Source organism: Aquimarina sp. AU58 (assembly GCF_900312745.1).
Classification (GTDB): Bacteria; Bacteroidota; Bacteroidia; order Flavobacteriales; family Flavobacteriaceae; genus Aquimarina; species Aquimarina spinulae.
The window spans coordinates 2,049,502-2,061,389 of record NZ_OMPD01000014.1; the positions used below are offsets into that span (position 1 = coordinate 2,049,502).

The window sequence follows — 11,888 nt, forward strand, 5'->3', positions numbered from 1 at the left end:
TTTAATATTACCTAGGATTTGGTTGCAAACCAAAACTTTGCGCATCTACAGGGATCTGTAACTGTTTTCTGTTATCCGTTTTAGTAAGAATGCTTTCGTTGTCAAAGAAATCTTCATGAATGACCGATAGATTAAATCTTTTTATGTCAAACCAACGTAGTCCTTCATTCTGAAATTCTCTTCTTCTATATTCTACTATGCCATTTATTAAGGCAAGTTTTTCTGTATCGATAGTGTAAAAAGGAGTATAGATACCTTCGGCAACAGCATGTATAGTATTAAGTTGATCTATTGTTAATACATCGGTAGCGGCATCATAATCTCTGACTTTTTTAGATAAAAAAGCATTAAGATCGTTTACAGCATTACCAGTTTGACCAAGCATAGTATATGCTTCTGCTCTGTTTAATAAGACTTCGTCTGTAGTAAGAAGTACAGAGTTTACAAAAGCAAATCCAATATTTGCAGCTGCATTGGTTGTTCTGAAATATTCAACATATTTAGGAAGATTTAAGAATAAATCATTACCAAATACTCGATACCCCCATCCTTTACCATTAACCTGAGAACTATTAAAGAAAAGGCTAGTTGCTAAATCTGATGATAATTGATATCTGGAACCTGCATAATTTCTTGCATATAGTGAATTTCCTGATACAAGTAATAGGTTTGCAACCTCTGCTGTCGAAGAATATTCATTACCTATCTGTGCAAAAGTAAAACCTCTATATTTACCATTCCAATCTCTTAAAAGATCTGCAGGAGCATCACCTAATACTTCGTTACTATATTGTATAACTTTTTCCCAATCTCCTTTGAATAAATAAAATCTTGAAGCAAAAGCATTTGCTGCACTTTTAGTAAAATGAAACTTAGGAATATCATAAGAATTAGTAACTAAAGGTAATCCTGCTACGATATCGGCTTCGATTTTTTCATAAACCTCTTTTACAGTTCCTCGTGTATAGTCCTTAATTACTATATTTTCTGGTTCAGTTACATAAGGAATTCCTAAATCAGATCCTGCAGTTGAAGGGTCATAGGTTTTAGACCAAATATTCACTAACATAAAATGAGTATATGCTCTAGCTATTAAAGCTTCTCCTTTTAGATAATCTAACTCGCTACCACCTCCTAACTCTTCGATAGCTTGTAATGCGTGATTAGCTTGCGAAATGGCTTCATAACACTCATTCCAATAATCAGTTGGAAAATCTGTATTGTTATCATTTACATCTCTCCAGAAATACATTTCTGTATTTACTCTTTGTTCATTTGCTGTAGGTCCTTTATCATCTGCATTATCAGTCATTGGGGCTAAAAAAGGTGCGTAGGTACCTGCTGGGTAAGCAAGTGTAATTAATTCTGCAATTTTTTCGGCAGTATCAATTTGCGTTCTATTATCTGGTATTTCATCTAATGAATCCTCACAAGAAGACATTATGAATAATGTTAATAGACTTATACCAATTAATTTGATGTTTGTTTTCATAATCATTTCTTTTTAAAATCCAAGATTTAATGATACAGTATATTGTTTAGCAATTGGGTAAGCAACACCTCCTGCTCTAAAGAATTCAGGATCCTGACCGTTTAATGCGTCATCAGAATAAATTAAGAAAGGATTTGTTGACTGAAACGTCATTTTTAGATTTGATAATCCTATTCTATCAATAGCGTCTTTAGGAAAAGTATAGGATAAAGAAATATTCTTCATTCTTATGAAATCTCCATCAGCAATTCTTTCTGTAGAGAAATTATATGCATTATACGCTCTTGCGATTTCATTAGTTCCAACCTCATTTACCAATCTTCTTGATGGTATAACTGGGATATTGGTAGTGTTTTCATCTCCTGGAAATAACCATCTGTTCGTAAATTCTGTTGGGAAAACCGATAGGTCACTATAAAAAGATGAGTAGTAAGGGTCTAATCTAATTTTGTTTCCTGCAGAGAATGTAAGAAAGAAACTTAAATCCCAGTTCTTATAGGTAAAATTGTTAGCAAATCCACCTGTTAAGTTTGGTTCTACAGATCCTTCGAATTTAAGAAATTCCTGAATATTTTCTACTTCCTGGAAATCAACACCAGAAATAGGATCTCTATCGTCATTAAAAACATAAGTTGGTAACCCTCTATCATCTAGTTTGTCAAATTGGAATGAAAATAAAGATCCTCTAGGGAAACCAATTGCATTACCTCCTGTATTTGATACTAAGTCAAACACATTTGGTCTTTGTTGTAATTCGGTGATTTCCTGATCAAAATAGGCAACATTAATTGTTGTTTCCCATTTAAAATTAGGACTAACAATGTTTTGTGTATTTAATTGAAATTCTATACCGTTAGTATTCATGGATGCATTATTGGCAAGCTTAACCGATTGTCCACCAATCCCTGAGGTTCTGATTTCATCGATTAGATCTTCTCCTTTTCTAAAATATACATCTGTAACAAGAGAGATTCTATTATTAAAGAAACCGGCTTCTAAACCAAGGTTAAGTTCGAATGTCTTTTCCCAGGTTAATTCTGTGTTTTGTAAAGCAGCAATGTTTATAGCATTTTCACGTGTATTAGGATTTAAACGATCCGTAACCACATTTCTGAAAATTGCCAAGTTATTACTTACATTATCGGCAAGTAATCCAACTAACCCATAACTTGGTCTCAATGCAAGTTTTGAAATCCAATCTATTCTTTGAATAACGGGCTCTTGATCAATATTCCATTTAGCACCAATGTTATATGTTGGTAACCATCTTGCATTAGATGATTTACCAGCTCTGTTTGATCCTTCATAGTTACCTGTTACATTTAAAACGTACTTATCATCAAAAGAATATGTTGCCGTAGCAAAGAAAGTAGCTCCTCTTTCTCTGGTCTGTTCTAAACCAAAATAGTTACCACCATCTAATATTATTTTATCTATTATATTAGGATCTGTGAATGGAGTACCACCTTTATCGAATTGATATCCAAATCCTCGACTAAAACTTTCTTCTCTATTGGTAAATCTATATTCCTGGCCTAGATATACTCTAATATCACTTCTTTCACTTATGCTTTTTGTGTAGTCTAATGTGTTTCTGAAATTATAAGAAATAATCTTATTGTCTCTTCTTGTATAAATACCTCCAAATGGTAATACTACTTGTGGTCTTGAATTAGGTTGATCCGGATCTTGGAATAGAAAAGTATTTGCATTTTCAACAATCGTAGTTTCATTAGCTCTGTATGCTCCAGCAACGTTAGAGTTTTCTGTTGCTTTATGTTCATTTGCAGAAGTAGCATATCTTGCCGTACCTAAAAAGTTATATTTTAAATTATCATTGATTTTGGCTTCAAGCTCTCCTTGAACTTTTAAATCAAGTACCGTTAATTCTGTAGTGTTGTTCTCAATTTCATTTAGAATATTAAAAGGAGCCCAGTTATATCTGAAATATTCTAGGTCACCATTATTATCTCTTGGTCTAAGTGCACGACTGGTATTAAGTGCATAACTAAAAGGATTAATGTCAAAATCTCTGTCAAACCCACCATTAACTACATCAGACAACCTGTCAAATGCACCTGGTGCATTCTGATCTCTATAAGACCCTTGTATCAAAGTAGTTACTTTATATCTGTCTCCCAGGTAGTATGTATTTCTGATATTTCCTGTAAGTCTTCTTACACGATCGGCGATTGTCCATCCCGGATCAGTAAAATATCCTATAGAAGAATAATGAGAAGAACTTTCACCACCTCCAGAAAAACTTATAGAATGATTCTGAGTTAAACTTTCTCTAAATAATTCTTTAAACCAATCTGTATTGGCTAATTCATATTGTTGCAAAAATTGAGCTCTGGCTTCAGGAGTATTTGCAAGTTGAAAAGAGTTAGTTTCTGGATTAAAATTATTAATAGCTCTATACATTTGGTTATAAATACCACCAAATCTTCCTTGTAAACTTGATGCAAGACTCAAATATCCTTTAGATTCTAGTTCTCTATAGATAGAAACAGTTTCTTGAGAATTAAGTAAATCAAACTGAGAATAGGTTGGTCTTGATCTTACAGCATATTCTGCAGAATAGCTAACCTTTGTTTTTTCATTTCTCTTTCCTGATTTTGTAGTAATTACTACTACACCATTTAGTGCTCTTGCACCATATAATGCTGTTGCAGAAGCATCTTTTAAGATTTCAATACTAGCAATATCAGAACCGTTTAATCCTGCAACAGCAGAACTTAATAACGTACTTGAGTCTCCCGAAACAAGATCATTTAATGATACATTTACTATTTCTTCTTGTATAGCACCATCGATAATCCAAATAGGTTTGGTGTCTCCAAGAATAGATGAAGATCCTCTAATTGTTATTCTAGGGGTAGCACCAAAAGTTCCAGTAACATTTTGTATGGTAACACCCGCAGCACGTCCCTCTAAAGATCTAGAAATATCTGGTACACCTTCTAATTTTATTTCTTCGGCTTTCAAAGATTGAGCTGCTCCAGTAAAAAATTTCTTCTGAATATTTTGATAACCAGTTATTACTATTTCTTCGAGACCTTCAACGTTTTCTTTTAATACGATATTAAATGTTGTTGTATTCTTATCTGTAATCGTAATAGTTTGAGTTTCGAAACCTATGTTTTCGATTTTAAGTATATCTGATACCGAAACTCGCATTGTGAAATTTCCATCAAAGTCTGTAACTACTCCTTGAGTAGTTCCTTGAATAGATACAGTAGACCCGGGGATGGGGAGACCGTTTTTATCAACTACCTGCCCACTAATTTCAAAACCTTTTTGGGGTTTAACAAGTGCAGACTGTCGTTTTTTGATTGTTGGTATATTAGAATTAGTTTCTTTTTTTACCAATACGATTTGCTTATCTACTATTTTATAAGAAACATTAGTGTTTCTAAATATTTTATCTAAAATATATTCTACTCTTTTGTTAGAAGCTTTAAGAGATACCTTTCTTTTAGTATTTACTTCGGCATCTTTAAAAAATACTTTAAATTCAGTTTTTTGCTGTATTAAATCAAATACTCTCTCAATTGTAAAGTTTTTCACATCTAGTGAAATCTTGGTGTTTTGAGAATACGTATTTGCATTTATTCTAAATAGAGACAATATAATTAATAGTATTGTTAGCCTCATTTTCAAATTAAATATTAATTTTGCCACACCATTTGTGTGGTTTTGTCTAATTATTTTCATATTTTTAATATGATTTAATGATTGAACCATTGTTAAATTACGCTTACTCTAAATCGGGAGATGTTGCAGCATTTCTCGATTTTTTTGTTTTCTAGTCATTTTGGAAACATACTTTTTTTGCTTTAGGGGTTAATAATTATTTCATTTTCTTTGATGGTGAAATTAAAGAAGGTGTTGCTTTTAAACGTTTTTAGCACATCTTCTATATTTTCTACATCGAACTGACCTGTAAATTTTTCTTTCTTTATTTTTTGATAATTAATTGTTATCTTCTTGTCATAAAACCTTTCAAGTTTCTTAATGATATTCTCAAAACTTTCATTTTTAAAGAGTAATATCCCATCAACCCAAGCGGTATAATTTTCTGTTTTTACTGTAGAAATATCCAAATTCTGACCTATTTTTAAAAGACTAGCCTTTTGATTTGGCTTAAGTATTTGATCGGTATCTTTATTAAAACGTCCTTTGTTTTTAAATACACCTACACTACCTTCTACCAAAACAACTTCAGAAAATGAATCATCTGCATAAGAAGAGACATTAAATTTTGTTCCTAAAACTTCAGTTTTAATACCATTGGTAGATACTATGAACGGAGCTTCTTCATTTCTAGCAACTTCAAAATAGGCTTCACCAGATAATTCTACTTCACGAACATGCCCGGCAACAAAATGCACAGGGAATTTTAATGTAGAACCTGCATTAACATGAACCGTTGTACCATCAGATAATTCTAACTTAAACTTCCTTCCATAAGGAACTTTTAATGTATTGATCTTTGGTTTAACTTCTGCGATGTTATTTTTTTCGTTGTGATATATTATTTTACCTTTTTCCTGAACCCCTACTACAGTACCATCATTATTTTTAATTTCTTTAAATAACTCATTCTCTTGTATGGTTTCGAGACTGCCATCACTTAACTGTAATGTTACTTCGTTTAGCGTAGAATCAGTATCAAAAAAAGTATTGTTGTAGTATAAAGTACTGCCAATTATAAGCCCTACAAAAACTGCAGCATATTTTAAATAATTATTGATTCTATTTTTGCGGATTTTAGTACGAGATTTTGTACTTTGTATATGTTTTTGGAATGATGATGCTGCTTTTTGGTTATCAAAATCATTTTTACCTAATTGGATGTAATGATCGGTGATAATATATTTTTTAAATTCGTTTAAATTTTCTTCATCATTCAATAGTTTTTTGAACTCGGTGAGTTCTCGTTCGGACATCTCATTATTTAGGTATTTATGTATTTGATTTATATCCAAATCTTTATTTTTTTTCATGCGAATTATTGGCTTATTTATAGTTAAGACTTGAAAAAAATAAAAAACCCTTACTTCTGAAACTATTTTTTTTATTATTTATGTAAAGTTTTTGTTAATTATTTTGTGAGAGGGTTTAAAAATGAGTTAAAAAAGAGTATTATAAAGAACGAGACCCAAATAAAGGAACTTAAGGAAGGTAATGAATTTGTATACAGGCATTTGTATGAAATGCACTATAACGAATTGTGCTCCTATGTCTATAGTTTATCAAGGAATAAACAACAGGCAGAAGACGTTGTTCAGAACGTAATGCTTAAGATTTGGAAGAATAAAAAAAAATTAAATATTAATACTTCTATTAAGAGTTATTTATACAAAGCATGTTATTATGAATTGATAGATACTTATAATAAAAATAAAAAAGAGTTAAGTTATATAGAACAAATACAAAAAAACACTTTAGATGTTTTTGTAGAGGAGGATACTGATTTTATCAAGAATAAAATAAACCTTGTTCAGGCCGAAATCGAAAAACTTCCTCCAAAATGTAAAGAGGTATTTGTTTTAAATAAAATTCAGGGATTTAAATATAAAGAAGTAGCAGAACAATTAGATATTTCGATAAAAACCGTTGAAGCTCAAATGTCAAAAGCTATGTCAAGAATTAAAGAAGCCCTAGAGCCTGTTGACTAGAATATTTCTTATTTAAAAAAAATACTTCCAAACTCATTCGTACTTAGATACTTATTTTCTTAACGTATATATTCCGAAAATAGGGCCTATACTTAAAAATACATAAAGCATAGTGTTATCTAATTTTCCTGTTAAAAAAGATAATAGCTGAATACTAATTATAGTAATGGCAAATCCAATACAATTGATAATTGTAAGAGCAGTACCTCTTAATTCTGGCGGCACAGCGGCAGCTACCATTGTTGAGAATTGAGGAGAATCGGAAATGACTAACATTCCCCAAATACATAAAGCAATTAAAAATAATTCGGGTGGTAATAGGAAAAGCAGGGGAGAAGCAAGGCAAAATATTCCAGAAATTAATAATGAATTATATGCTACTTTTCTACTTCCGGTTTTTAATGAAATCAAACCACCCAGAATACAAGAAATAAAACCAACACCTATAATGATAAAAGACCAAAATGGCACTGGTAGTTGTATAGATTGTAAGCGAGAATACGTTTTAAGAATAATAGGGATAAATCCCCAAAATGCATAGAGTTCCCACATATGCCCAAAATATCCAAAAGCAGCTTTTTTAAAACTGGGGATGTTAAAAAGTTGTGTAACTATCCCAAGCTGAAGCTTAGAAACAAGTTTTCTGTATGGACCATCCGGAACCAAAAACCACATTGCTGATCCTCCAACAAATGCTAAAATAGATGTACTAATAATTACTGCTTTATAATCACTACTCCAGGAAAATTGATTAATTAAGTGAGGAAAAGCTGTTCCTAATACCAAAGCACCTACAAGATATCCAAGCGCTTTACCGAGCCCATCTTTATAATAATCAGAAGCTATTTTCATACCAATAGGGTATATTCCAGCAAGGAAAAAACCAGTACCAAACCTTGCTGTAAGTAAATTAAAAACTGTGATGTCAGGAATAAGCAATGATAGATTACTTAGCCCTCCTAAAAAAGCACAAATCATAAATATACGAGAAGGAGAAAACCGATCGGCTAATGTTAACAAAGCAAATGTAAGTGTTCCTACAATAAACCCGAATTGCACAAAAGATAAAAGATACCCCAGGATATTAAATCCCGCATTAAACTGAGAGGCAAGGTCATCGATAACAGCATTACCAGCAAACCATAGCGAAGTACAAAAAAACTGCGAAATGATAATTACCGGGAGTATGTAGAATTTTGATTTCAATATGTTATTCTTCTAAAATGATTGTGCCAAAAATATCGGCATTAATCCATCCCAGGTTTTTTTCTTCTCCCGGGATAAAAACAGAACCAATAAAATTTTCTCTTTCTTTGCTGCCATCATTATCATTATAAGCAATAGCGAAACCTAATTTCTGATCTTTTTTTAGGATCATTGGATCATTAACTTTTCCTTCTTCATAAGTATCATCATATACAATAATCTCAAATTCCCATACCGATACATCACCATTAGTAACACGTTTAGAACTAACATGATTGTTATATAGTAAAGGTTTTTTATGTTTATCCAAATCCACCACATTTCCATCTAATGCTACATGATATGCAAATGCATTATTAGAATATTGATGATCCCCACCAGAGTTATCTGCGTCAATAAAAATTTCTACACAATCATCATCCCACCATAAACTTAACGGATCTTTATTTTGATCGAATAAAACATCATCTTTGATTTCGACTAATACATATAAGGCTTCTGGAGTCCAGACCACTTTATATCTTCCAAAAAAATCATTAAAGGTATAAGGTGCCCCTAACCATCTTTGATCAAAACCATACCAGGTAGCTTCTTTCCATATTGGGTCATTCATTATGCCATCTAGTTTAGGGACAATTACTGCTTTTTTAACTTTTCTGATTTGATGATCAATTTTAACGTTCTGTTTTCGTAAATCCTTTTGATCTAGGATTGCCAGTTCGTCATTAGTCGAGTTAGGAAGGTTTTTTTTACAGCTTAGTATAAATAATAAAATGAATAATAAAAGTATTCTTTTCATAATGAGATTTAGTGACATAATCATGATAAATGTAGTGAACAAAATTTAAAAATTAGTTGTAGCATATAAATAAGTAATAATCATTTGTATTTCTAACGGTAAATTACGGGATAACCAGAAATAGATATTTTATATTCATATGATATTAAAAAATGTATTAAGTTAAGTTTTGATTTTAGGAAACATTCAATAAAGCTTAATACCTTATTTTAAAATAAAATACTAGGTTATGTTTTTGTTTTGTGTAAGTAATAAAAGAATGAAATAAGAGATATATAGACAGAAATTAGGTGCTAAATAATAAAAGGAGCTTTTGGTTATTACTGTTTAGGAAGAAAAAATATTGCTATTTTCATGTTTAATCGTATTAGTGTATACCTTGCTAAAGATACAATAAGAAAATATTTTCTTTTAAAACAGACGATATACATGTCTTTTGAGTAATATTCTAGAATTTCATACTTCATTTTAGAATGAAATAAAAAAAATATAGCTGCTTTACTTTTGCGTTACACAGAAACCAATAAGTAGAATGAAACACTCGGCAAGAATATTTTGGAAGAAAAATCAACATGAAATATTTAAGGATGGGAAATATAGCAGGGTACATGCCTGGCATTTTGATGGAGGTGCAGAAGTACTTGCTTCTTCTTCTCCAGACATAATTCCCACTCCAATGTCTGATGCATCTGTGGTAGACCCTGAAGAAGCGTTTTTAGCATCCGTTTCGAGTTGTCATATGCTTTTTTTTCTTTCTATTGCTTCGAAGAAAAAATACGTTGTAGAGCGTTATGAAGATTACCCTGTAGGGCTGTTAAAAGAAATAAAAGGGAAAAAAGCAATTACTACGATTACATTATCTCCTAAGGTAATTTTTAATGGAAACTCTCCTTCAATAAAAACTATAGAGCAAATGCATAATCTAGCACATTCTAATTGCTTTATCGCAAACTCTATCAAAGCCAATATTCAAATTAAACTAATATAAAATCAAGTATGAGAAATTTAGCAATCAAGTTAGACAACAAACCTGGAGCTTTGGCCGAAATGGGAGAAGTATTAGGGAATGCTGGAGTAAGCCTTGAAGGAGGAGGTGTTTTTGTGCATAACAATATAGGTGTAGCCAATTTTTTGGTAGAAGATGCAGAAAAAGGAAAGAAAGCATTAGAATCTTATGGGGTTGAAGTATTTGCGATCAATAAAGTACTTATTCAGAAATTAGACCAGGAAGTGCCCGGACAGTTAGGGAAAATTTGCCGTTTAATGGAAAAAAATAATATTAATATAATAACACAATATAGTGATCACGATAATCAGTTAATATTAGTTGTAGACGATCATGAAAAAGGCAAAGTCGTTTCAGAGAATTGGAGTAGAGAAATATATTAAAACACACATGATGAATTCGATAGATATTATTTTATTAAACTGTTCAGAAACAAGAAGACGAAGTGTTAAACTTTGGAAAGGAATACCAGAAGAATATTTTGATTGGAAACCAGATAAAAACGCTTTTTCTATTATTGAAATGATTAGACATGTATTAGAAACCGAACATTTATTTCATAAAATAATTGACAATAGAGGAAATCTGGGGGATTATCATTCACCATGGCAAGGAATGAAATATGAGGATCTGGAGTTTGAGCTAGAGATGGCAAAGAGTTATAGAAAGAATTTTCTTAATATGATAGAAGGGGTAACAGAGGCAGATCTTGAAAACATAAGAATAGAAAGAACAGAAGTAGGACAGAGCAAAAAACTTGGTGACTATCTCAATAGAATTGTGTTTCATGAAGCAGTGCATATGGGGCAGATGCTTGATTATTTGAGAACACTTGGAGTAAAAAGACCTAAAATATGGGATTGAAAATGATGATATCGGTTATATTATAGTAAATTCAAGGCACAAATGGTATTGTATTAGTTTTGTGTATTGAAACCAGATCATATTGTGATAATAGTTAATGGAAGAGTTTGAAAATAAATTTGCTGAAATTGCCTCTTTATTAGGGGATAAATCTCGATCTGTCATGCTATGGTGTTTACTTGATGGTAGAGCATATACAGCTCTTGAGTTGTCTGTATGTGCCAATATCTCTGCACAATCAGCAAGTAATCATTTAAAAAAAATGATTCAGGCTAATATATTGCAGGTAGAAAAACAAGGAAGACATCGCTATTATAAGTATGCGACTTCAGAAGTGGCTCAAGTTATTGAATCTATGGCTGGGCTAGTATCTATGAATGATAAATATACCAGAACTAAAAAACCAGAACTTAATGGTATAACATATGCCAGAACCTGTTATGATCATTTGGCAGGGGAAATAGGTGTAAAAATCACTGATGCCTTACTGGATAATGGTATGTTAGAAATTGTAGAACGAACCTATAAAATTACTTCTATAGGAAAGAGTTGGTTTCAAGATGTTGGTATTAATATCGATGATGTAATGTCACAAAAACGATCTTTTGCCCATCTGTGCTTAGATTGGAGTGAACGTAGACATCATCTGGCAGGTGCACTGGGGGCTTCTTTTCTTACGATGATGTTGCAAAATGACTGGATACGAAGGAAGAAAGATTCTAGAGAGATTTTGATAACAGGAAAAGGAAAGCTAGAATTGAAAACAAGACTAAATCTGGATATATAAAAACCGCCTTTTTATTATTTAAAAGGCGGTTTCTTATGATAAAATTAAAC

The 11,888-nt window shown here is 31.7% G+C and carries 10 protein-coding genes; 5 read left to right on the plus strand and 5 right to left on the minus strand.

What is annotated here, in order from left to right; all coding sequences use genetic code 11:
• Positions 1-7 precede the first annotated feature (7 nt).
• The 3 genes from DK441_RS20335 to DK441_RS20345 form a co-directional block, all read right to left on the minus strand.
• Complete coding sequence (locus tag DK441_RS20335; RefSeq protein WP_109852311.1) at positions 8-1,492, minus strand: RagB/SusD family nutrient uptake outer membrane protein; 1,485 nt, start codon at positions 1,490-1,492, stop codon at positions 8-10.
• Positions 1,493-1,504: 12 nt separating this feature from the next.
• Positions 1,505-5,209 carry a SusC/RagA family TonB-linked outer membrane protein gene (locus DK441_RS20340; RefSeq protein ID WP_235015796.1) on the minus strand — a complete coding sequence of 1,235 codons (3,705 nt, stop codon included), beginning with the start codon at positions 5,207-5,209 and terminating at the stop codon, positions 1,505-1,507.
• Between the two features lie 122 nt (positions 5,210-5,331).
• Positions 5,332-6,501 (minus strand): FecR family protein, encoded by a 1,170-nt coding sequence (locus DK441_RS20345; protein WP_109852312.1) that lies wholly within the window; start codon positions 6,499-6,501, stop codon positions 5,332-5,334.
• A 105-nt stretch (positions 6,502-6,606) separates the two neighbouring features.
• Here DK441_RS20345 and DK441_RS20350 point away from each other — a divergent pair, with 105 nt between their 5' ends.
• Entirely contained in the window at positions 6,607-7,176 is a 570-nt protein-coding gene (locus tag DK441_RS20350) for an RNA polymerase sigma factor (protein ID WP_109852313.1), read from the plus strand.
• Between the two features lie 51 nt (positions 7,177-7,227).
• Here DK441_RS20350 and DK441_RS20355 read toward each other — a convergent pair whose 3' ends face one another.
• Both DK441_RS20355 and DK441_RS20360 read right to left on the minus strand, forming a co-directional pair.
• Entirely contained in the window at positions 7,228-8,382 is a 1,155-nt protein-coding gene (locus tag DK441_RS20355) for an MFS transporter (protein WP_109852314.1), read from the minus strand.
• A gap of 4 nt (positions 8,383-8,386) precedes the next feature.
• The gene (locus DK441_RS20360) at positions 8,387-9,181 is read right to left on the minus strand and encodes a sugar-binding protein (RefSeq protein WP_109852315.1); all 795 of its coding nucleotides are present in this window, start codon (positions 9,179-9,181) and stop codon (positions 8,387-8,389) included.
• A 532-nt stretch (positions 9,182-9,713) separates the two neighbouring features.
• On the opposite strand from DK441_RS20360, the gene DK441_RS20365 reads away from it, so the two are divergent.
• The 4 genes from DK441_RS20365 to DK441_RS20380 all read left to right on the plus strand — a co-directional run bounded on the left by DK441_RS20365 (position 9,714) and on the right by DK441_RS20380 (position 11,838).
• Complete coding sequence (locus DK441_RS20365; protein WP_109852316.1) at positions 9,714-10,169, plus strand: OsmC family protein; 456 nt, start codon at positions 9,714-9,716, stop codon at positions 10,167-10,169.
• 8 nt (positions 10,170-10,177) lie between these two features.
• The gene (locus tag DK441_RS20370; RefSeq protein WP_109852317.1) at positions 10,178-10,570 is read left to right on the plus strand and encodes an amino acid-binding ACT domain-containing protein; all 393 of its coding nucleotides are present in this window, start codon (positions 10,178-10,180) and stop codon (positions 10,568-10,570) included.
• Positions 10,521-11,051, plus strand: a complete 531-nt coding sequence (locus DK441_RS20375) for a DinB family protein (RefSeq protein ID WP_200822876.1) — start codon at positions 10,521-10,523, stop codon at positions 11,049-11,051. The genes DK441_RS20370 and DK441_RS20375 overlap by 50 nt, the downstream gene beginning before the upstream one ends.
• A 97-nt stretch (positions 11,052-11,148) precedes the next feature.
• On the plus strand, positions 11,149-11,838 hold the full coding sequence (locus tag DK441_RS20380; RefSeq protein ID WP_109852319.1) for a helix-turn-helix transcriptional regulator: 690 nt from the start codon (positions 11,149-11,151) through the stop codon (positions 11,836-11,838).
• The last annotated feature ends 50 nt before the right edge of the window (positions 11,839-11,888 follow it).

Excerpts from the sequence above, each read along its gene's own strand:
- DK441_RS20340 (WP_235015796.1), bottom strand. The coding sequence starts at position 5,209 with ATGAAAATAATTAGACAAAACCACACAAATGGTGTGGCAAAATTAATA.
- DK441_RS20380 (WP_109852319.1), top strand. The coding sequence starts at position 11,149 with ATGGAAGAGTTTGAAAATAAATTTGCTGAAATTGCCTCTTTATTAGGG.
- DK441_RS20335 (WP_109852311.1), bottom strand. The coding sequence starts at position 1,492 with ATGAAAACAAACATCAAATTAATTGGTATAAGTCTATTAACATTATTC.
- DK441_RS20360 (WP_109852315.1), bottom strand. The coding sequence starts at position 9,181 with ATGAAAAGAATACTTTTATTATTCATTTTATTATTTATACTAAGCTGT.
- DK441_RS20370 (WP_109852317.1), top strand. The coding sequence starts at position 10,178 with ATGAGAAATTTAGCAATCAAGTTAGACAACAAACCTGGAGCTTTGGCC.
- DK441_RS20345 (WP_109852312.1), bottom strand. The coding sequence starts at position 6,501 with ATGAAAAAAAATAAAGATTTGGATATAAATCAAATACATAAATACCTA.
- DK441_RS20375 (WP_200822876.1), top strand. The coding sequence starts at position 10,521 with ATGAAAAAGGCAAAGTCGTTTCAGAGAATTGGAGTAGAGAAATATATT.
- DK441_RS20365 (WP_109852316.1), top strand. The coding sequence starts at position 9,714 with ATGAAACACTCGGCAAGAATATTTTGGAAGAAAAATCAACATGAAATA.